Source organism: Streptomyces sp. NBC_00310 (assembly GCF_036208085.1).
Taxonomy (GTDB): domain Bacteria; phylum Actinomycetota; class Actinomycetes; order Streptomycetales; family Streptomycetaceae; genus Streptomyces.
Genome location: NZ_CP130714.1, coordinates 70,657 through 92,994, shown reverse-complemented (window position 1 = coordinate 92,994; position 22,338 = coordinate 70,657). Strand labels below are relative to the sequence as shown.

Below are 22,338 nucleotides of genomic sequence, written 5' to 3'. Positions count from 1 at the left end.
CCTTTGCTCGCCGAGCGGGCCCGAAGGCGAGGGGCACCGCACCGGTGGGTCCTCACGCCGCCGCCTCAGGCGGGGGCCGTCCCCCCGCGGGCGCCGGCGCCCGCCCGGGCGCCGCCGCCCGGGCGGGCCGGGCCGCACCAGTACCGCAGGCTGTGCCGCAGCTGCCCGGTGCCACCGCCGTGACCGGCCCAGGCGATGTACCCGTCCGGCCGCACGAGCAGCGCCTCGGCCAGATCGGTGCGCTCCGCCCGGCCCCGTACGACGGTGACCCGGTCGGCCCACCCCTGGGCGGCACCCGCGCAGACACCTCCCGCGGACTGGTCGAGCAGGACGAACGTGCCCTCCCGGAACAGCTCGTACAGCCGCCCGGCCCCGGGCCCGGGGCCGGCCCCGGCCGGCCGCAGCGCCGCATCCGGCAGCCGGCGCCCCACGAGCCGGTGCACCGGGCCGTCAACGGCGCCGGGCAGCGGCGGATACCGCAGCGTGAGACCGGACAACTGATCGACGACCGCGGACTGCACCAGGGGCAGCCCCATCAGCCGGGTGCTCAGCGAACGCACCACGCGCGCGGCGGGCGACCTGGACACCTCGAAGCGGTAGAGCAGATCCGTCGTGCGCAGCGTGGCACGGGCGATGGGGCGGCGCTCGCGCTGGTAGGTGTCCAGGACATGCGCGGGACAGCGGCCCCGCAGATGGGCCGCGAGCTTCCAGCCCAGGTTCAGCGCGTCCTGGACACCCGTCTGCAACCCCTGGCCGCCGGAGGGGATATGGGTGTGCGCGGCGTCACCGGCGAGCAGCACCCGGCCCAGCCGGTAACGCTCGCTGAGCCGCTGCTCGCTGCGGAACCGGGACATCCACAAAGGGTCGTGCAGACCGAAGTCGGTGCCCAGGACCGACCGGCAGCTGTCCCGCAGCTCCGCCACCGTCACCGGCGTGTCCACCGGCACCGCCATCCGCTCACGGTCCAGGACGATCAGCCGGAACGTGCCGTCACCGAACGGGAAGAGGACCACCATGCCGCGCCGCCCCATGCGCGCGTACACCACCGGGTCGGGCTCGACGGCGAGCCGCACGTCGGCGACGATCAGCGAACTCTCATAGGCCGACCCCTCGAACCGGATACCGGCCAGCCGCCGCACCGTGCTGTGCGCCCCGTCGCAGCCGACCACGAAGTCCGTGTGCAGCACCGTGGTGCCCTCCGCGGTGGTGAGGTCGGCGCTCACACCGCCGGCGTCCTGCCGCAGCCCGGTCAGTTCGACACCACGCCTGATGCGGGCGCCGCGCTCCACCGCCCAGCGGCGCAGCTGCTCCTCGGTCCGGTGTTGCGGGATGACCAGCATGTACGGGAAGGGGGTGTCGGCCCTGCCGTAGTCCAGCCAGCCCTTGCCGTCGCCCAGGGCGGCGTGCGCCCACGGCAGCCCCCGCTCCACGAACGGCTCGGCGCGGCCCCGCAGGTCGAGCAGTTCGAGGGTGCGCGGGAGCAGACCGAAGGCCCGGGAGCGGTCGGACGCCGCCGGCCGCTTGTCGATCACATGGCAGGTGAGGCCTGCCGCGCACAGCTCCGCGGCAAGCGTGAGACCGGTGGGCCCGGCTCCCACCACGAGGACGGACGGGGACGTGGACATCGGCGCTCCTGAAGGTGCCTGTCGGGCCGCAGCGGTCATACGGGGCGTACGGCGTGGGTGACGACGAAGACGCCCGGGTGGGTCTCCGCCCGGCGCGGGCAGAGGCCGGCCCGCCGTACCAGGGCCCGCATCTCCTCGGCGCCGTACAGCCGGGGCAGCCGGCCCAGAGCCTTCAGGACCACGGTGAGCAGCGCTCCCGGCGGGGCGTGCTCGGCGATCAGGACGGATCCGCCCGGGCGCAGCACCCGCCGCACCTCCCTGAGCCCCGCCTCCGCGTCCGTCCAGTGGCCGAACGAGGTGGTGCTGAGCACCAGGTCGACACCGCCGTCCGGCAGCGGCAGCCTCTCGGCGCGGCCGGCGTGGAGCGAAGCGGCGGGCAGCCGCTTGCCGGCGATGGCGAGCATCGCCTCGGCCGGGTCCACGCCGTGCAGGCGGGCGCCCGGCCACCGCTCGGCGGCCGCGGACAGCAGCTGCCCGGTGCCGCAGCCGATGTCGAGCACGGTGTCCGGGGCGAGACGGGCCTGCTGGGCCCAGCCGAGCACCAGGTCGTGGGCGGCCACGCAGTCCTTGCCGAACTTGGCGTCGTAGCGCGGCGCGATCCGGTTGAAGGTGCGCACGTGTCCGGGGTCTGCCATGGCTTGCTCCGCCTTTCCGGCGCTGTCGACGCAGGGCACATCACCAAGACGCAGGGCCCATCACATGAAGGGGGCCCGCCGCTCCCGTGAGGGCTGCCCGCCCCGCCGTGGCCGGGCCCAGGCCCAGGCCCAGGGCAGGGGCCGGGGCCGGGGTCAGGGGCTGAAGTCCTGGCTCTCCTTCAGCACGGACCGGGCGATCTCCTCCAGCCTGTCCCACTGGATCGACTCCGGAGGCGTGAGCCCGCGCGCCTTGAGGTAGCGCGCGGTCTCACGCTCCATGGCCTCGGCGACGCCCGCCCAGCCCTCCGAGCCCAGACCGGGCCCGGGAATGACCCGCTCGGGCGTGAACCCCCAGCCCTCGCCGTGCCGGGCCAGGCGGCCGGTGACCGACAGCAGCTGGATCGAGCCGAGCCGTTCGTCGTGGCTGTGCCAGAGCAGCCACGCCGGCCCCTCCGCGGCCGGGGTGCCCTCCGGCAGCGCGAGCACCATCACCGAGGACTCCCGGTCCTGGCGCGGCTGCACCCGCAGGCTGAACGGGTACCCGTCGAGGTCCGCGAAGGAGAGCACCGGACGGCTGAACAGGTGCAGGTACTTGTCGAGTTCGGACCACGCCGTCATGCCACACGCTCCAGGATCTGCTCGCCCGTCTCGTTCTTCGAAAAGGTCCACACCCGCTCGGGGGTGACGGTGATCCGCACCCGCCACCAGTAGCCCTTGGGCGTCATCTCCCGGCTCTCGGGGGACAGGACGCCGTGCAGCGAGTCGGGCTGCCTGCGGAACAGTTCGGCCCAGAAGTCCTCCAGGCCCTCGGCGGTGTGCAGCTCGTCCGGCGCGGTGGCGCGGCCCTGGACGAGCACCGGAGCCGTGGTGGAGGGCAGACCGCTGCCGGTGAAGTCGGAGAAGAGCAGGGAGACCCGGTCGTCGCGGTGGATGTGCTCCAGCTTGCGCGGATAGGCCACCCCCGTGCTCAGCACGATCTCGTTCTGCTCGGGCTTCCACAGATACGCCAGGGGCCAGGCGACGGAGCGCCCCTCCTTGGAAAGCGTGGCGAGCTCACAGACTCGTACTCGTCGCAGAACGTCGGTGACGTCTTCGGACAGGTTGGCGAGCATTGGTCTCCAAACCCTTTCGTGGCACGGGCGTCGAATTTCCTGCTGTGCACTTCTTACGCCGCCCGTCACCATAACGGGCCATACCGGCAAGCCACTTGAGAATTACTTGAGGAACACTTTCGCCGTCAGCGCGGCAGGGCGACCAGCTCGGTGAGCGAACCGGATATCGGGACACAGGCCGGCGCCTCGGCTCCCGGCGCCGTGACCAGGGCCCGCACCGTGCCGCCGGGGACCGTGGAGATACGCACGACCGGGTCGATGACCGTGCCGGCCGGAAGGACGACGGGCGCCCGCTGCATGATCCGGGTCAGCACCAGCTGCATCTCCAGGAGCGCCAGGTTCCGGCCGATGCAGTTGTGCTGACCCAGCCCGAAGGGGAAGTACTCGTGCTGCGCGGGCCTGGCGTCCTCCCAGCGCTCCGGGCGAAAACGCAGCGGCTGCGGGAACGTCGCCGGGTCGCGGTGCGTCACGAAGGAGCTCACCACCGCCATCGCGCCGCGCGGCACCGGACACCCGTCCACCTCGGCCCCCTCGTCGGCGTAGCGCACACCGAACGACGCCGGCGGCATCAGCCGCAGACTCTCCTTCACGACCCGGCCGAGCACCGGCATCCGGGCCAGCGTCGCGGGCGTCGGCGGCGCCTGCCCGGCGACCTGGACCACCTCCTCGCGCAGCCGCCGCCACCACGGGCGGTGCTGGTCGAGCAGGACCAGGGTCCACAACAGCGAGGAGGCCACACTGTCGTGGCACAACGCCGTGTACGCCTCGCCGAGCAGCTCGTCATCGGTGAGCCGCTCCCCCTCCTGCCCCTCTGGCCCCGCCAGCCTGCCCAGCAGGTCACCGCCCGCCCCGCCGGCGCGACGGTCGGCGACCAGGGCGCGCAGGATCTCCTCGATCTCGGCCGCCAGCCGGGTCATCCGCGCGTACGGCGTGCCCGGCAGCGGCACCTGCACCAGCGCGGTCAGCGGATGACCGGCCGCCGCGGCCAGCCGCACCATCTTGTCGTTGAGGCGCTCGGCGGCCACCGGATCCTCCAGCCCGGCCATCGTGGCCAGGGAGATCCGGGTCACCAGCCGCGCCAGCTCCTCGTGCAGCACCACCTGCGCGCCGGGCCGCCACCGGTCGAGCATCTCGTCGGTGAACCGCACGATGGCATCGCTGTAGGCGTTGACGTACCGCGGCGAGAAGGCCCGCTGCATGGCCTGGCGGTGCCGCCGGTGCACCGTGCCGTTCAACCGCAGGAGCCCGCTGGTCAACAGCATCATCGGGGAGCCCGCGGGCAGCCGCAGGTGCCGGAAGGAGTCCGACACGAAGCCCGCGCCGGTCAGGACCTGACGCGCCTGCTCGGGACCGAACGCGAACAGCGTGCGCGGCCGGGACGCGGGCAGCGCGCACACGGCACCGTACTCGCGCCGCAGCCGGCACAGAAAGGGCAGCGGACGGCGCAGCAGGTTCAGCCCCGCCGCCATCCGGCGCAGCCCCAGCACATCCGCCGGTCCGGCAAGCCGTCCCGCCCCGGCCGGGGCGGGAGAAGGTCGAGGCATGGCGATTGTCCTCTCGAAATAACGTGCCGAAAAACGTGCCGAAAAACGTGCCGAACGACGTGCCGAATGACGTGCGTTCGTGATTTCGGGTGCCCGCGTACGGAAGCCGCGTGTCCCAACCCGTCAAACCATCACCCGAAAACGGTGCGCCGAACAGAATTCCCCGGAAAAGAAACATGCGGTGCACCGAGGCTCAGCCCCTCGTCCAGCGACGCCCTAATTCCACTCAGGGACCGCGCAAGGCGGTTCAGGTGTCCTGGGTCCCGGGCCACGTCCGAACGCCCCCTTCGCGTGGGCCGCGACGACCGCGAAGAAGCATCGAGGAAAGGGCGAGCGCCTTGCATGCGCGTACGAACGAGCAGACGGTGCTCGCCGCCATCCGGTCGGCGTGCGACCGCGACCCCGGCGCGGTGGCCGCGGTGTTCCCCGCCCAGCCCGCGCTCGGCCGGCCCGACGAGACCCGCTTCACCCGCGCCGGCCTGGACCGCGCCGCCCGCGCACTCGCGGTCGGACTGCGCCGCCACGGCGACGCGCCCGTCCTGCTGCTGATGCAGCCGGGCCCCGACTACCTCACCGCCTTCCTCGCCACCACCTACGCCGGGCTGCCCGCCGCGCCCGTCTACCCGCCCAACCCCGCAGACGTACGGCGGGACTTCACCCGGCTCGGCGCGATCCTCGCCAAGCTCCCCGACGCCACCCTGCTCACCGAACCGGGCCTGCTCCAGCCGCTGCGCGCACTGTTCGCCGAGCGGCTGCCGCACATCGACCCCGCCCGGCTCCTCGACACCGCGGCCGACGACGCGCTCGCCGACGCATGGCGCGAGCCCGCCGTACGCGCCGACGACCCGCTGTTCATCCAGTTCACCTCCGGGTCCACCGGCACCCCGCGCGGCGTCGTCGTCGCGCACCGCAACCTGCTCGCCAACGTCGCCGCCATCACCGGCCGGTTCGGGCTCGGCCCCACCAGCACCGGCGCGCTGTGGCTGCCGCCCTACCACGACATGGGGCTCGTCGGCGGCATCCTCACCCCCCTGCTCACCGGCTTCCCCGTCCACCTGCTGTCGCCCCTGTCGTTCCTCGCCGACCCGATGAGCTGGCTGCGGCTGCTCGACCGGACCAGGGCCACACACACCGGTGCCCCCAACTTCGGCTACGCGCTGGCCACCCGGCGCGCCACGCGGCAGGACATCGCCGCCCTCGACCTGAGCGCCCTCGAGGTCGCCTTCTGCGGCGCCGAACCCGTCGACCCGGCAACCCTGCGGGCCTTCGCGCACACCTTCGCCCCCGCCGGCCTGCGCCCGGACGTCTTCCTGCCCTGCTACGGACTGGCCGAGGCCACCCTCATCGTCAGTGGCGCCCGGGCCGGCGCCGGGCCGCGCACCGTACGCGCGGACACCGACGCACTGGCCCAAGGCCGCGTCCAGGAGCCCCGGGAGGGCGCCGCCGTCACCGAACTGGTCACCAGCGGCCCCCCGGTCGCCGGCACCGACGTGCTGATCGCCGACCCCCTGGACGGCAGCCGCCGCCCGGCCGGCACCGTCGGAGAAATCCTCGTCGCCTCCGACGGCGTCGCCACCGGTTATCACGACGAACCCGAGGAGAGCGCACGGGTCTTCGGCGTGCGCGTCGCCGGATCGTCCAGGACCTGGATCCGCACCGGCGACCTCGGCTTCCTCACCGACGACGGCGAACTGGTGCCGGTCGCCCGCGTCAAGGACGTCATCGTCGTACGCGGCCGCAACATCCACCCGCAGGACCTCGAACGCACCGCGCAGGACACCGACCCGGCGATCCGCAAGGGCTGTGTCGCCGTCAGCGCACTGCCCGGCCCCGACGGCAGCGAGGAGATCCTCCTCGTCGCCGAACTGCGCAAGGAGGCTGCCGGCGACCCGGCCGCAGCCCGCCGCACCGCCGCCGCGGTGCGCGCGGCCCTGGCCCGCGAACACTCCGTGCCCGTCGCCGCCGTCCACCTCATCCGCCCCGCGACCCTGCCCAAGACCTCCAGCGGCAAGGTGCGGCGCCGGGCCGCCCGCGCCGCACACCTCGACGGCTCCCTCGACACACTGTGGTGCGACACCGCCTCCCCGCCCCCGCCCGGTGTTGCCTCTCCGCCCCCGCCCGCCCTCGCCTCCTCGCCCCCGCCGGGTGCCGTCTCCTCGCTCTCGCCCGGTGTTGCCTCTCCGCCCCCGCCCGCCCTCGTCTCCTCGCCCCCGCCCGGCGCCGCCTCCCCGCCCCCGCCCGGCGCCGCCTCCCCGCCCCCGCCCGGCACCGGGCCCCGGCCGGCCGGGAACCCGGCGGCCCCCCATACGGCCGACGGCGACCTGCTGCACGCGCTCGCGGCCACCGTCATCGCCCACTTCGGCGGCGGCGACGCCCCCACCGGGGGCCCAGGCGGCGACGCCCCCGCGTGGGTCCCGGACTCCCTCACCGCCGCCCGCCTGGCGGGCGAGACCTCACGGATCTTCCGGATCCTGCTGCCGCCCGCCGACGTGCTCGCCGGCGTCGACGCCGGCCGGCTCGCCGAACTCATCCGGTCCGCGCCCACCGCCGGCGCACCCCTCGCCGCCCCGGACGGGCCGGCGCCCCTCACCCCGGGCCAGGAGTCCCTCGCCCTGCTCCACGAACTCGACCCGGCCGCCCCCGGCCTGTCCCTCGGTATCGCCTTCGCCCTGCCGCAGGCGATCCCCCCCGAACACGTCGCCCGCGCCCTGAACGCCCTGGTCGCCCGCCACCCCGCGCTGCGCAGCCGCCTGCTGCGCCGCGGCCAGGAGTGGACCCGCGTCATCGACGCCGCCCCCGACCCGGCCGCAACCTGGGGCCGCTACTGCACGCTCACCCGCCTCCTCGCCACCGGCGAGGACGAACTCCTCGGCCTGCTCGACGAACACTGCCGCCGCGTCCCCGACCTCACCGAAGGCCCGCTGTTCCACGCCGAGATGGTGCTCTGCGGCACCTACGGCGCCCACCTCGCGGTCACCGTCCACCACGCGGTCGCCGACCTGTGGTCGATCGGCGTGCTCGCCACCGAACTCGCCGCCCTCCTCACCGAGGTGGACCCCGCCACCGCCGCGGCGGCACTGCCCGCCCCGCCCGCCACCCCCGCGGCCCGCCCCGACCCCCGGCGCACCGCTCGCGCCTGGCGGTTCTGGCGCGAACTCTGGGGCCACGGCGTCGACCCTCTCCAGCTCCCGCCCGCCCAGACCCGCCCCGAGAAGGACACCGAAGAGGGCAAGGGCCTGGCCCGCACCGCCGTCCACGCCCCGCTCACCCTGGACGCCGCCCGCACCCGGGCCCTGAAGGCCCTCGCCAAGGAATGCGGCGCCACCCTGTACGCGGTCCTGCTCGCCGCCCAGTCCCTCACCCTGGCCCGGCTCACCAACACCGCCAGGGTCCCTGTCGGCGTCCCGATGCACGGCCGCACCTCCGGCACACATCACGCCGTCGGCTTTCTCGTCTCCACCGTCCCCGTGCCCCTCGACACCGCCACCGGCACCGTCGGCGACCTGGTCGCCCGTGCCTCCCACGCCCTGCGCGGCGCCCTCGCCCACCACACCGTCGGCCACCCCGAACTCGTCGCCCTGTCCGCCGCCGACAACGGCCCCGACATCCCCGCACCGGACGCGGCCCTCCTGCTGCAACAGGACACCCCCGGCGCCCCCCGCGGCCTCGGCACCGGGCTCCTCGGCGCCGGCGTGCGCCTCGGCGACCTCCACCTCGGCGTGACGGTCACCCCGCCGAGCATCGGCCCGTTCGGCCTCACCACCCTCCTCACCGAGAACGACGGCACCCTCACCGGCCGCGTGGAGGCCGACCCCGCCCGGTACGCCGACTGGCTGGCCGGCCAGTTCGCCACGGCCTTCACCGCCGTCGTCGACGGCCTGAGCGCCGGAGCGGACCGGGCCGTCGACGACATCAGCGCCGTCGACGACGAGCAGCGGGCCCGCATGGCGCGCTGGTCCCGGCCGGCACTGCCGGAGAACGGCGAGTCGACGCTGCACGAACTGGTGCTCGACACCGCCCGCCGCCACCCGGGGCGCACCGCCGTCGTCGCCTACGACGGCAGCCTCAGCTACCGGGAACTCGCCGACCGCTCCGCCCGCGTGGCCGCCGCCCTCGCCGCGGCCGGATGCGGCCCCGGCAGCACCGTCGGCGTCCTCGCCCCCCGCGGCCGCGACCTGCCCGCCGCACTCCTCGGTGTGCTGCGCGCGGGCGCCGCCTATCTCCCGCTGGACCCCGCCACCCCGCCCGACCGTGTCGCCGCCGTCCTCCAGGACGCGGGCTGCCGCCATGTCCTCACCGCCTCCGTGGCCGTGGAGCGCGACCACCTCCTGCCCGTCACCCTCGTCGGCCTCGACGCCGCCCTCCGCGACGCACACCGGACCCACATCCCGGTGCCGGAGACCGCCACCGGCCCCGACGACCCGGCGTATCTGCTGTTCACCTCCGGCTCCACCGGACGCCCCAAAGGAGTCGTCATCCGCCACCGCGGCGCCGTCAACCTGGTCCGCTGGGCCGGCCGCGCCTACCGGGACGACGAACTGGCCCGCACCCTCGCCGTCACCCCCACCACCTTCGACCTGTCGGTGTTCGAACTGTTCGTGCCGCTGGCCCGCGGCTGCCAGGTACACATCCTCGACAGCGTCCTGGACCTGTCCGACGCCCCCGCCCACGCCCGGGGCGCCACCCTCCTCAACACCGTGCCCTCGGCCGTCGCCACCCTCGCCGAGCGCGGCACCCTGCCCGCCTCGCTGCGCACCGTCAACGTGGCCGGCGAACCCCTCACCGCCGGCCTGGTGCGCACCCTGCACGACACCCTCCCCGGCGTCCGCGTGGTCAACCTGTACGGGCCCAGTGAGACCACCACCTACTCCACCTACGCCGAACTGCCGCCGGGCACCACCGACCCGGTGCCCATCGGCCGCCCCGTCGGCGGCACCACCCTGGCCGTCGTCGACGCCGACCTGCGCCCGGTGCCCCCGGGCGGCACCGGTGAACTCCTCATCGGCGGCGCCGGAGTCGCCCGCGGCTACGCCGGCCGCGCCGACCTGACCGCCGCCCGCTTCCTGCCCGACCCCGACAGCCCCGGCCGCACCCGGTACCGCACCGGCGACCTGGTGCGGTGGCGGCCCGACGGACAGCTGGAGTTCATCGGCCGCACCGACCACCAGGTCAAGGTCCGCGGATTCCGCATCGAACTCGGCGACGTGGAGAAGGCACTGCGCACGGTCGCCCCCCTCAAGGACGCCGCCGTCCTGGCACTGGGCGAGGGCACCGGCCGCCGCCTGGCCGCCTACCTGGTGCCCGAACAGCCCCTCGACGGCGACCCCGCCCCCTGGCTGCGCGGCATCCGCCGCCGGCTCGGCCGCGAACTGCCCGGCTACATGGTGCCCGGCCAGTACGCCGTCCTGGAGGAACTCCCACGCAACCGGCACGGCAAACTCGACCGCCACCGCCTCGCCCACATCCCGGCCTCGGCACTGCGCACCGGCAGCCGGATCGCCCCGCGCGACGAGCCCGAACGGCGCGTCGCCGCCTGCTGGCGGCAGGTCCTGCCCACCACCGAAGTCGCCGTGAGCGACGAATTCCTCGACCTCGGCGGCCACTCGCTGATGCTCAGCCGCCTCGCCCACCTCCTGGGCCGCGCCTTCGACGTCCACGTACCCCTGACGGAGCTGCGCACCCGCACCACCGTCGCCGAACAGGCCGCCTACCTCAGCGAACTCGCCCGGCAGCCCGCCCCGCCGACCCCCGCCACCCCCGGCTCCCCACGCCGCCTGGACCGCAGCCGCTACACGGCCGCCGGCCGGAGCCGCGGCACCCCCTGACCCGCGTCCCCGGCCTGGCCGCCTCCCGCCGCCCGCCCGACACCGCCCGCCCGCCCCGATTCGGCTGCGACGCCTTGGAGCCCCAGTGAAAGACCGGATACCGCCAGACGCGCACCTCTTTCCCGCCTCCCCGGGCCAGGAGCGGCTGTGGTTCCTGGACCGGATGAACGCCACGGCGAGCCGGGCCTACACACTGGCCCTGCGGCTGGACCTCAAAGGCGCCCTGGAACACACCACCCTGCAGGCCGCCCTCAACCGCGTCATGGAACGCCACGAAGCACTGCGCACCGCACTGCGCCAGGTCGACGGCCGGCTCACCCAGGTCGTCGTGCCCGGCATCACCGCCGGCCTGCCCCTGGTCGACCTGACCGACACCGCCGCAGACGACGACGAGTGCCGGCGCCGCGAACTCGACCGGCTGCTCGGCCAGGAGACCCGCCGCCCCTGGAACCTCGCCCAGCCGCCCCTGCTGCGCTGCCTCCTCGCCCGCCTGGCCGACGACCACCACGTGCTGCTGCTGACCGTCCACCACGCCGTGTGCGACGGGCTCTCCCTGCAGATCGTCCTGCGCGACCTGCTGCAGGCCTACACCCAGGGCGGCCTCGACCCGGACACCGAACCCCTGCAGTTCGCCGACTACGTCGTCTGGAACAGCGGCGCCCCCGACGACGACGGCACCCCCGACCCCCAGTGGGCCGCGCGCCGCCGGCGGGCCCGCGACCACTGGACCGACACCCTCACCGGCGCCCCCCACATCCTCGAACTGCCCACCGACCGCCGCCGCCCCGCCCTGCAGTCCCACGCCGGCGCCCGCGTCCCCGTACGCCTGGCACCCGCCTACGCCGACCGGCTGCGCGACTGGTCCGCCGCCCACGGGGTCACCCCCTTCACCGCACTGCTCACCGCGTACGTCGTCGTCCTGTCCCGCACCAGCGGCTGCGACGACCTGCTCGTCGGCCTGCCCGTCGCCGGACGCGGCCACCCCGACCTGTCCGGCACCGTCGGATACCTCGCCAACACCTGCCCCCTGCGCGCCGACCTGCGCACCGACCCGACCCTCGGCGACCTCAGCCGCACGCTCTACACCACGCTCACCGGCGTCCTCGACCACGCCGACCTGCCCTTCGGTGAACTCGTCGACCTGCTCGCGCCGCCGCGCATGCCCGAACGCAACCCCCTCTTCCAGGTGCTGTTCGGCCTCCAGCAGGACGTGCGGCGCAGCTGGGACCTGCCCGGACTCCACGTCGACGTCACCGACGCCGACTGCGGCAGCGCCCGCGTCGATCTGTCGCTGTTCCTCTTCGAGGACCGCTCCGGGGCCTTCGAGGGATTCCTGGAGTACGCCACCGCGCTGTTCGAGCACTCCACCGCCGAGCGGTTCGCCGACCAGCTCCACCGCGTGCTGAACCAGCTGCTGCGCGACGCGGACGTGCCCGTCTCCGCGGTCGACCTCACCGGCGTCGGCGGCGACACCACCGCCCGCATCGACGGCGGACCGCTGGAGCAGCCCTGGCCGCTGGTGTGGCCGCGCATCGTCGAGATCGCCGGCCGGCACCCCGACGCCGAGGCGGTCCGCGACGAGCGCCGCGCCCTCGACTACACCACCCTGCTCGCCCGCGTCGAAACGGCCGCGGCCCGGCTGCACCGGGCCGGAGCGGGCGCGGGCGACCGCGTCGCGGTCTGCGTCGAACGGGACGCCGACACCGTCGTGGCCCTGCTCGCCTGCTGGCGGCTCCGGGCGGTGTACGTGCCCCTCGACCCGGCGGCCCCGCCGCCGCGGCGCGCGATGATCCTCGACCAGGCCGCCCCCGCCGTCGTCGTCGCCACCGACCCGGCGACCGTCCCCGACGCCCACCGGGCCCGCACCCTGCCCGCCGCCGCCCTGGCCCCCGACCCCGCCCGTCCGCCCGCCCGGCCCTCACCCGCCGCCGCCCGGGCAGCGGTCGCGTCCGCGCCGCTGCCCGCCGGCGGTGCCCGCCCGCCCGACACCGCCTACCTGATGTTCACCTCCGGCTCCACGGGACGCCCCAAGGGCGTCGCCGTCAGCCACGCCAGCCTCACCTCCTTCCTGCACGCCCTCACCGGCCGGATCGAACTGGGCCCCGGCGACCGGTGGCTGGCCCTGACCACCACCGCGTTCGACATCTCCCTGCTCGAACTGCTCGGGCCCCTGGTCACCGGCGCCACCGTCGTCGTCGCCCCCGCCTCCGCCCAGCGCGGCGCCGTCGAACTCGCCGACCGGCTCAGCGCCGCAGGCATCACCGTCGCCCAGGCCACCCCCGCCGTGTGGCGGCTCGCCCTGTCCGCCGGCTGGCAGCCCAGACAGGGCTTCACCCTGCTGTCCGGGGGCGAGGCCCTGCCGCCCGACCTGGCCGACGCCCTGGCCCGCACCCCGGCCGACGTCCACAACCTGTACGGGCCCACCGAGACGACCATCTGGTCCTGCGCCGCCACCGTGCGCCCCGGCGAGCCGGTCACCATCGGCCACCCCCTGCCCGGCACCCGCGTCCTGGTCGCGGACGCCGCACTGCGCCCCGTCCCGGCCGGCGTCTGCGGTGAACTCCTCATCGGCGGGCCCGGCGTGGCCACCGGCTACCTCGGCGACCCGCGGCGCACCGCCGCCCGCTTCGTGCCCGACCCCGACCGCACCGGCGAACGCCTCTACCGCACCGGCGACCTGGTGCGGGTCCGCCCCGACGGCCTGATCGAGTTCGTGGGCCGCGCCGACGACCAGGTCAAGGTGCGCGGCCACCGCATCGAACTCGGCGAGATCGAGGCCGCCCTGCACGCCCTGCCCGGCATACGCCACGCCGCGGCCACCGTCCTCGATCCGCGCGGCGCCGCCCGCATCGCCGCCTTCCTCGTCGCCGACGGCGACGCCCTCGACGCCCCCGACGCGGCGACGGCCCTGCGCGGCCGCCTCGCCCAGGTGCTGCCCGCCGCGTATCTCCCCACCGAGCTGTACGCGCTCGACGCCGTGCCGCTCAACCCCAACGGCAAGGTCGACCGGCGTGCCCTGCCCGGCAGCGGACGGCGCCTGGACGGCGGCCACGAGCGCGTCGCACCCTCCACCGGCGCCGAACGCGCCGTCGCCCGGCTGTGGTGCGAACTCCTGGGCCTGCCCGAAGTCGGCATCCACGACGACTTCTTCGGCCTGGGCGGCCACTCCATGCTCGCCGCCCGGCTGCTGCAACGCATCGACGACGACCTCGGCACCCGCGTGCCCGTGGCCGAGTTCTTCATCGAACCGACCGTCGCCCGGCTCGCCCGGACCGTGGGCCAGCTGCACGGCGACGACACCGCACTCCACGGCCCCCACGGCCGAACGACACAGCACACCGAGCCCGCGTCCCCGGGGCAGCCGGCCCCCGCCGACGACTGGGACTTCCCCGCCGTCCGCCGCACCGTGCCCGGCCAAGTCCCCGTTCACCAGGAGGTTGTGCAGTGAGCAAGCAGGACGCCCCCTCATTCGGCCAGACCCTGCAGCAGGTGCTGGCCGAGCGCGGCGCGGACGCCGCCGCCCCGCTGTCCGCGGAGCAGAAACGGCTGTGGCTGCTGGGCGGCATCGCCGACGGCGCCTGGGCGGTGGTCAGCGCCCGCTACCGCATCCCCGCCGCCACCGACCCCGCCGAACTGCAGCTGCGCCTGGCCACCCTGGTGTCCCGGCACGAGACGCTGCGCAGCGTCTTCGTCGACGTCGCCGGCCGCCCCGCCCGCCTGGTGCTGCCCTTCGCCCAGCCCCTGATGCGCACCGTCGACGACATCAGCCGGCAGGACCCGGCCGCCGTCGAGGAACTCGTGCGCCACACGGTCCAGGAGGAGTTCCCGCTCGGCCACGGCCCGCTCCTGCGCGTCCTGCTGCTGCGCTCCGCCGGCACGGACAGCGAACTCGTCCTGGCCGGACACCGACTCGCCCTCGACGCCACCTCCCTGGACCTGCTCGCCGCCGAACTCCTCGGCGCCGACGTCACCGAACCCCCCGACGCCCTCTCCACGGCCCTGGCCGCGCAGCGCACCGCCCTGGCAGACGAGGGCCTCAAACAGCGGCTCACCGCCTGGGCCGGGCAGCTCGCCCGTCCCGCCGCCACCGACATCCCCGGCCACGGACCCCGCCCCGAGGTCAAACAGAACGCCCACGCCCGCGTGGAACTGCGGCTGCCCGCCGCCCTCGCCGCCCGCGCCGCGGACACCGACGACCTCGACGCGCACGCCGCCACCGCCTGGCTCACCGTGCTCCTGCGCAACCAGGCCACGGGCGCCGCCCAGTGCGGCGTCCGCACCGGCCGGCCCGCCGAACTGGCCGCCGTGGCCGGCCCGCTGGACACCCTGCGCCCGGTCCGCGTGGACGACGCCGCCGACCGCCCGCTCGGCGACCTCCTCACCGAGGTCGCCGCACAACTGCGCACCCCCGCCGCCGACGTGCCCTTCGCCCACCTCGTGCAGAGCGCGCCACCGCGCCGCGACCTCAGCCGCACCCCGTATCTGCAGACCGTCGTGCGCACCCACCGCGCCGGGCGCGGCGCGGCCCGCCCCGTGCCGGGCGCCGCGGGCGGCACCGAATACGACCTCGAACTCACCCTCCGCCCCGACCAGGACGCCCTGCACCTGCGCATCGACTACGACAGCGCCCTGCACCCCGAAGAGCGCGTACGCGGCCTCGGCTCCCAGTTCGCCGCCGTCCTCGACGCCGTACTGCCCGGCGGCGACGCCCGGCTCACCCCCGCCACCGTCGTCCTGCACGACGACGCCGCGGCCGCCCGCGCCGTCCGGGCGGGACGCGGAACACCCATCGAGGACTGCGGCAACTCCCTGGTCGACCTGGTCCGCGACCGCGCCGCCGAAACCCCCGACGCCCTCGCCCTGCGCCAGAGCGACACCCACCTCACCTACGCCCAGCTGTGGGCCGGCGCCACCCGCCTCGCCGACGAACTGGCCGCCCGGGGCGTGCGCCCCGGCGACCGCGTCGCCGTCTGGCTGCACCGCACCCCCGCCACCGTCACCACCCTGCTCGCCGTCCTCGCCGCGGGCGCCGTGTTCGTACCCGTCGACGCCGCCTACCCCGAGGAACGGGTCCGCTACCTCCTGGCCGACGCCCGGCCCGCGCTCGTGGTGAGCGACAGCTCGGTGCCCGGATCCGCCGACCCCGGCGTGCCCACCCTCCTCCTGGACCGGCTGCCCGCCACCCCCACCCAGGGCCCCGCCAGACCCGAACGGGTCCCGGCGCACGCCCCCGCCTACATGATCTACACCTCCGGATCCACCGGCCGCCCCAAGGGCGTCCTCGTCCGCCACTCCAGCGTGGTCAACAACCTGCGCTGGCGGCAGCGCACCTGGCCGCTGAACGCCGACGACCGGGTCCTGCACAACCACAGCTTCAGCTTCGACCCCGCCATCTGGGCGGTGTTCTGGCCCCTGGCCGCCGGCGCGTGCGTCGTCCTGGCCGCACAGGAGCAGATGACCGACCCCAACGCGATGCTGCAGACCCTCCGCAACGAGCAGGTCACCGTCCTGGGCGGCGTCCCCTCCCTGCTCACCGTGCTGCTCGACCACCGCGACGCCGGAGCCTGCACCCGCGTCCGCCTCGTCCTGTCCGGCGCCGAGCCGCTCACCGACACCCTCCTGGAGCGGATCTCCACCACCTGGTCCGCGGACGTCGTCAACCTGTACGGGCCCACCGAGGCCACCATCGACGCCACCGCCTACACCGTGCCCGCCGGCGCCCGCACCATGCCGCTGCCGATCGGCCGCGCCGTCGACAACACCGGCGTCCACGTCGTCGACGCCCAACTGCGGCCCGTACCCGACGACATACCCGGCGAGATCGTCGTCACCGGCGCCGGCCTGGCGGCCGGCTACCACGACCGGCCCGAGCTGTCCGCCCGGCGCTTCCTGCCCGACCCCTTCGACACCCCCGCAGGACGCCTGTACCGCACCGGCGACCTGGGCCGCCGGCTGCCCGACGGGAACATCCAGTTCCTCGGCCGCATCGACGACCAGGTCAAGATCCGCGGCCACCGCGTCGAACTGTCCGAGGTCGAGAGCGCCGTCACCGCCGTACCCGGCGTCCTGGACGCCTGCGTCACCGCCCTGGACGCCGGCACCGAGCACGCCCGGCTGGCCGCCGCCGTCGTCCTGCCCGGCCAGGACGGCCAGGACGGCCGTCCCACGCCCGAGCGGCTCCGCGAGGCCCTCGCCCAGCAGCTGCCCGCCCATCTGGTGCCCGACCGGTTCCTGGTCGTCGACCAGCTGCCGCGCACCCCCAACGGCAAGGCCGACCGCCGCCGCGTCGCCGAACTCCTCGCCGACGCACCCGAGCCGGGCCACGGCACACCCCAGGGCACCACCGAGCCCCGCAACGCCGTGGAGCGCTCCGTCGCCCAGGCCTTCGCCGAGGTGCTGCGCGTGGCCGCCGTCGACCTCCACGCCGACTTCTTCGACGCCGGCGGCACCTCACTGATGCTCGCCCGGCTGGCCTCCCTGCTCGGCGACCGGCACGACGTGGACATCCCGCTGCACGAGTTCTTCCGCACCCCGACCGCCGCCGGCGTCGCCGAGACCATCGAGGTGTACCGGCGCGAGGGCATCGCGGGAGTCCTCGGCCGCAAGCACGCCGCGACGCTGGAGAACGACGGCACCCTGGACGCGTCCATCACCCCCGACGGGCTGCCCCGCGCCGACTGGGACAACCCCCGGCGCGTCTTCCTCACCGGCGCCACCGGCTACCTCGGACTCCACCTCCTGGAGCAGCTCCTGCGCCGCACGGACGCCGAGGTCGTCACGCTGTGCCGGGCCCGCGACGCCGAACACGCCATGCGGCGGCTCCGGGACGGCTTCGCGCTCTACGAGATCGACATCGACGACCAGCTCCACCGGGTGACCTGCGTGAGCGGCGACCTCGCCGAGGAACGCCTCGGCCTGACCCCGCGGCAGTGGCACGACCTGGCGGCCACCGTCGACGTCATCTACCACAACGGCGCCCTGGTCAACTTCGTCTACCCCTACTCCGCGCTCAAGGCCGCCAACGTCGGCGGCACCCAGCGGGTCATCGAACTGGCCTGCACCACCCGGCTGAAGAGCGTCCACCACGTCTCCACCATCGACACCCTGCTCGCCACCCACATGCCCCGCCCGTTCCTGGAGACCGACGCCCCGCTGAACTCCGCGGTCGGCGTCCCGGCCGGCTACACCGGCAGCAAGTGGGTCGCCGAGAAAGTCGTCAACGAGGCCCGCAAACGCGGCATCCCCGTCTGCGTCTACCGCCCCGGCCTCATCCTGGGCCACACCCGCAACGGCGCCACCCAGACCATCGACTACCTGCTGGTCGCCCTGCGCGGCTACCTGCCGATGCGGATCCTGCCCGACTACCCCCGCATCTTCGACGTCATCCCCGTCGACCACGTCGCCCGGGCCATCGTGCACATCTCCGGCAAACCCGAAGCCCTCGGCGGCTTCTACCACCTGTTCAACCCCGCACCGGTGCCGCTGCGCACCTTCTGCGACTGGATCAGAAGCTACGGCTACGAGTTCGACACCGTGCCCTTCGAGGAGGGCAGGCGGCGGGCCCTCGGCGTCGGCCCGGGCCACCTGCTGTACCCGCTGGTACCGCTGATCAAGGACGCCGAGGCCGAGCCGCACCGGGCCCTGGACCCCAAGTACCTGCACGAGGTCCGGCCCGCCCTCGAATGCGCCCGGACACTGCGCATGCTCCAGGGCAGCGACGTGCACTGCCCGCCGACCACCGAGGCCGACGCGCACGCCGTCCTGGACTACCTGGTCCGCACCGGGTTCATGCCCGCGCCCGCCGACATCGTGCCCGACGCCTGGACCGCAGGGGAGACCCGATGACCGACCTCGACCACACCGCGCCCTCAGGCCGGCCCGACTACGTGGCCCAGGTGGCCACGGTGCCCTTCCTGCTCGGCCGCCCCGAGGAACTGCCCGCCACCGGCCCGCGGATCCGCGACGCCGCCGCCGGCCGGGCGGCACAGGTCCTCGGCCGGCTGTCCGGGCCCGGCGCCCGGGACAGCCTCGCCGGCCTCCTGTCCGCCGCCCGCACCGCCCGGGACGAGCTGACCCCCACCGGCACCGGACCGGTCGGCGAGGACCCCGAGGAGTCGGAGGCCAACGGGGACAACGACCTCGCCTTCGGCATCGTCCGCACCCGCGGCCCGGCCGCCGAACTCCTCGTCGACGCCGGCGTCCACGCCCTCATCGGCATCCTGGAGGTGGCCGCCGACCACGGCAGCGACCTCGACGCCCCGACCTGGCAGCGCTTCCTCGGCGGCTTCGACGCCCTCTTCGGCTGGCTCGCCGACCCCGGCCGCGCCCCCGCGGTGAGCGCGATGCCCGCCGCCGGACCGCCCGCGGCCCCCGCACCGCAGGACGCGCTGCGCCGCTGGGTGCGCGGACACCACGTGTTCATGGTGTTCGCGCAGGCCGCCACCACCGCCGCCCGCGTCCTGCAGAACAGCGCCGAACACGCCGACCCCGGCGCCGCCGCGGCGGCCGCCGCCGCCACCGTGGAACTGATGCGCGGCTGCCACGGCGCGCTCGCCTACGCCGGCAGCGCCAACCGCGACCAGTACAACGAGCAGATCCGGCCCACCCTGATGCCGCCCGTCGCCCCGCCGAAGATGAGCGGCCTGCACTGGCGCGACCACGAGGCGCTCATCGTGGAACTGGGCCGCAGCGGCCCCGCCTGGCAGTGGCTGGAGGCCCGGCGCCCGGGCCTGCTCGGCGAGTTCCGGCACGTGCTCGGCGAGGCCTACGACGCGCACCGCGGCGTGTGCGGGCACTTCGTCGGCGACATGGCACCCAGCCTGCTCGCCACCCAGCGCTCCTCGCGTTCCGCGGTCGGCGTCCTCTCCCAGCTGCGCCGCGTCCGCCTCGGCGCCCTGCCGACACCGGCCGACCCGGACGCCACCGCCCCCAACACCGCATCGCACACCGCCGGCCCGGACGCCGCATCGCACACCACCGCCCCTGCCGCCCCCAACACCGCATCGCACACCGCCGGCCCGGACGCCGCATCGCACACCACCGCCCCTGCCACCGCCGACCCGGACGCCGCATCGCACACCACCGCCCCGGACGCCGCCGCAGCACCTCACGCGTGCCCGGCCGACTCCGGCACCGGCGCTCCCGCGTCCACCCCGCCCGCCCCGCCCGCCGCGCACGGGGAACCCACGTGAGCCGCCCGACCCACGCCCTGCGGCGGGCCCTGACCCGGTTCGGCCCGGCCGCGGCCGCCACCGCCGCCGCCGCGGTGGCCGCCACCGCCCTCACCGCGCCGCGCCCCCGCGCCCAGGACGCCCCCGACCGCGACTTCTCCGCCGCCCGCGCCCTGCGCCACCTGCGCGAAGTGGCGTCGGAACCGCACCCGACGGGCTCCCCGGCCGCCGACCGGGTACGCGCCCACCTCCTGGCCGAACTCAAGGAACTGGGCCTGGAGACCGAGGTCCAGGACGCCGTCGCCGGCCACGCCGTCGGCCGTACCCCCTACGGCCCCGAGTACCTGGCCGCGGGCCGCGTACGCAACGTCATCGGCCGCCTGCCCGGCTCCGTGCCCGGCAGGTCCGTCCTGCTCATGACGCACTACGACTCCGTGCCGCAGGGCCCCGGCGCCAGCGACGCGGGCGTGCCGGTCGCCGCCCTCCTGGAGGCGGTGCGCGCACTGCGCGCCGACGGCCGCACCCTCCTCAACGACCTGCTCGTGGTCTTCACCGACGGCGAGGAGGCCGGACTCCTGGGCGGCCGGGCCTTCTTCGACCAGCACCCGCTCGCCGCCACCGTCGGCGTCGTCCTCAACTTCGAGGCGCGCGGCACCCGCGGCCCGGTGCTGATGTTCGAGGCCGGGCCGGGCAACGGCCCCGTCCTCGAACACCTCGCCCACACCGGCGTCCCCGTCTTCGCCAGCTCCCTGTTCGACGCCGTCTACCGGCGCATGACCAACGCCACCGACTTCTCCGTCGCCAAGCAGCACGGCCTGCCGGGCCTCAACTTCGCCCACATCGGCGGCTTCTCCCGCTACCACGGCCCCCTGGACGACCTCGACCACGTCGACCACCGGGCCCTGCAGCACCACGGCGACCTGGCCCTGGCACTGGCCCGCCGCCTCGGCGACGCCGACCTCGCCGAACTCACCGGCGGCGACGCGGTGTTCTTCCCCGTCAAACGCGGCACCCTGGCCCGCCTCCCGGCAGCCGCGGTGCCCGCGCTGACCGCCACCGCAGGACTTGTCTGGGCCGGCGGCCTGCGCAGCGCGCTGCGCCGCGGCACCCTCGACGGCCGCCGCCTCGCCGGTGACGGCGCCCTGCTCGCCGCCAAGGCCCTCGCGGGCGCCGCCGCCGGCACGGCGTTCACCGCGGCGCTCGGCAGGGCCGCCCCCGAGTTCCGCCGGCACGGCGACTTCCACGGCTCGGGCGATGTGTACGCGGCCGTCCTCGGCCTCGCCTCGGCCGCGGCCCTCGCCCAGCGCGGCGACCGCTCCCGCGCCGCTTCACGGGCCGCGGCCGCCACCCTGCCGCTGACGGCCGCGTCCGCCGCCCTGGCGGGCGCCCTTCCGGGCGGCAGCTATCTGACCCTGTGGCCCTGGCTCGGCGCCGGCACCGGCCTGTGGCTGCTGACCGCCGACGACACCGGCCGGGCCGCCGATCTGCGGCACGCCGCCGGCGCCACCGCGGCCGCCGTGCCCGCCGCCGCGCTGCTCCTGCCGCTGACCCGGCTGCTCTTCGACGGGCTCACCCCGCGCCTGGCCGGGACCGGTGTCGTCGCCGTCCAGCTCGCCGGGGAACTCGCGGCACCCGCCCTGGCCGGACTCGACCCCCGGGTGCGCCGCACCGCCGTCGCGGGCGGACTGCTGCTCGCCGCCGGCGTCGCCGCCCGGCGCCTGGCCCGCCGCGGCAAAGGCACCCCGCCGCCCGAGACCCTCAGCCATCTCCACCTCCCCGAGCGCGGCGAGGCACTGTGGCTCAGCAGCGACGCCACCCCCACCCCGCGCGCCCGGGCCGCCCTGGGGGACACCCCCGAACACGGCCCGCTGCCCGAGCTGTTCCCCGGCTGGAACTACTCCTTCCACCACGCCCCGGCCCCGACCGTCGACCTGCCCGCACCACGGGCGGACATCGAGGGCGAGGCTCCCGGCGAGGCGGGCTGCCGCAGCGTACGGCTGCTGCTGCGCTCCCCGCGGGGCGCCCGCCAGCTCTCGCTCGCGGCCCTGGACACCGGGGTACGGCGCTGGCGCGTCGAGGACGGCCCGTGGAGCGAACCCACCGCCCGCACCCCGTCACCCCACGCGCCGGCCGGCCCCCAGGACGGCGGCTGGGAGCTGTGGCTGCACGGCGTACCCGACTCGGGCATCCGGGTCGAACTCGAACTTCCGTCCGCTCCGGTGCGGTTGAGGCTGCTCGACCGGGTGGACGGACTGCCCCGGGAACCCGCCGGCCTGCCGGCGGGCGGCACCGGCCCCGGGGAGCACCACCCGGCAGCCGCCCTGCACGTCGACACCTGGGGCAACGCCTCACTGGTGGCGGCCACCGTGCGGATACCGGCCCGGACTCACCCGCAATGACAGTCGACCCAGACTCGAGAGGAACGCA

The 22,338-nt window shown here is 75.5% G+C and carries 10 protein-coding genes; 5 read left to right on the top strand and 5 right to left on the bottom strand.

Translation table 11 applies throughout. The features are described from left to right. Positions 1–65 precede the first annotated feature (65 nt). From OG202_RS00270 to OG202_RS00250, 5 genes are all read right to left on the bottom strand, one after another. Positions 66–1,625 (bottom strand): FAD-dependent oxidoreductase, encoded by a 1,560-nt coding sequence (locus OG202_RS00270; protein ID WP_327726221.1) that lies wholly within the window; start codon positions 1,623–1,625, stop codon positions 66–68. Between the two features lie 35 nt (positions 1,626–1,660). After that, complete coding sequence (locus tag OG202_RS00265; RefSeq protein WP_326585321.1) at positions 1,661–2,260, bottom strand: class I SAM-dependent methyltransferase; 600 nt, start codon at positions 2,258–2,260, stop codon at positions 1,661–1,663. A gap of 153 nt (positions 2,261–2,413) precedes the next feature. Beyond that, positions 2,414–2,878 carry a hypothetical protein gene (locus OG202_RS00260; protein ID WP_326585322.1) on the bottom strand — a complete coding sequence of 155 codons (465 nt, stop codon included), beginning with the start codon at positions 2,876–2,878 and terminating at the stop codon, positions 2,414–2,416. Continuing rightward, positions 2,875–3,372: a pyridoxamine 5'-phosphate oxidase family protein gene (locus OG202_RS00255; RefSeq protein WP_326585323.1), complete on the bottom strand. Its 498-nt coding sequence runs from the start codon at positions 3,370–3,372 to the stop codon at positions 2,875–2,877. The genes OG202_RS00260 and OG202_RS00255 overlap by 4 nt, the downstream gene beginning before the upstream one ends. Before the next feature lie 125 nt (positions 3,373–3,497). Then, the gene (locus OG202_RS00250) at positions 3,498–4,916 is read right to left on the bottom strand and encodes a cytochrome P450 (RefSeq protein ID WP_328222113.1); all 1,419 of its coding nucleotides are present in this window, start codon (positions 4,914–4,916) and stop codon (positions 3,498–3,500) included. Between the two features lie 338 nt (positions 4,917–5,254). On the opposite strand from OG202_RS00250, the gene OG202_RS00245 reads away from it, so the two are divergent. The 5 genes from OG202_RS00245 (at position 5,255) to OG202_RS00225 (ending at position 22,310) form a co-directional block, all read left to right on the top strand. Then, complete coding sequence (locus OG202_RS00245) at positions 5,255–10,741, top strand: non-ribosomal peptide synthetase (RefSeq protein ID WP_328222112.1); 5,487 nt, start codon at positions 5,255–5,257, stop codon at positions 10,739–10,741. A gap of 85 nt (positions 10,742–10,826) precedes the next feature. Further along, a complete protein-coding gene (locus OG202_RS00240) occupies positions 10,827–14,189 on the top strand; it encodes a non-ribosomal peptide synthetase (protein ID WP_328222111.1) in 3,363 nt (1,120 codons plus the stop codon). After that, positions 14,186–18,586, top strand: coding sequence for a non-ribosomal peptide synthetase family protein (locus OG202_RS00235; RefSeq protein WP_327726217.1), 4,401 nt, complete (start codon positions 14,186–14,188; stop codon positions 18,584–18,586). The genes OG202_RS00240 and OG202_RS00235 overlap by 4 nt, the downstream gene beginning before the upstream one ends. After that, positions 18,583–19,932, top strand: coding sequence for a hypothetical protein (locus tag OG202_RS00230; RefSeq protein WP_328222110.1), 1,350 nt, complete (start codon positions 18,583–18,585; stop codon positions 19,930–19,932). The genes OG202_RS00235 and OG202_RS00230 overlap by 4 nt, the downstream gene beginning before the upstream one ends. Continuing rightward, the gene (locus OG202_RS00225; protein WP_327726215.1) at positions 19,929–22,310 is read left to right on the top strand and encodes a M20/M25/M40 family metallo-hydrolase; all 2,382 of its coding nucleotides are present in this window, start codon (positions 19,929–19,931) and stop codon (positions 22,308–22,310) included. Before OG202_RS00230 ends, OG202_RS00225 begins: the two co-directional genes overlap by 4 nt. Positions 22,311–22,338: the final 28 nt, after the last annotated feature.

What these genes read in the sequence shown, in the direction of transcription:
- OG202_RS00270 (WP_327726221.1), bottom strand. Translation starts at nt 1,625, where the DNA reads ATGTCCACGTCCCCGTCCGTCCTCGTGGTGGGAGCCGGGCCCACCGGT.
- OG202_RS00265 (WP_326585321.1), bottom strand. Translation starts at nt 2,260, where the DNA reads ATGGCAGACCCCGGACACGTGCGCACCTTCAACCGGATCGCGCCGCGC.
- OG202_RS00260 (WP_326585322.1), bottom strand. Translation starts at nt 2,878, where the DNA reads ATGACGGCGTGGTCCGAACTCGACAAGTACCTGCACCTGTTCAGCCGT.
- OG202_RS00255 (WP_326585323.1), bottom strand. Translation starts at nt 3,372, where the DNA reads ATGCTCGCCAACCTGTCCGAAGACGTCACCGACGTTCTGCGACGAGTA.
- OG202_RS00250 (WP_328222113.1), bottom strand. Translation starts at nt 4,916, where the DNA reads ATGCCTCGACCTTCTCCCGCCCCGGCCGGGGCGGGACGGCTTGCCGGA.
- OG202_RS00230 (WP_328222110.1), top strand. Translation starts at nt 18,583, where the DNA reads ATGACCGACCTCGACCACACCGCGCCCTCAGGCCGGCCCGACTACGTG.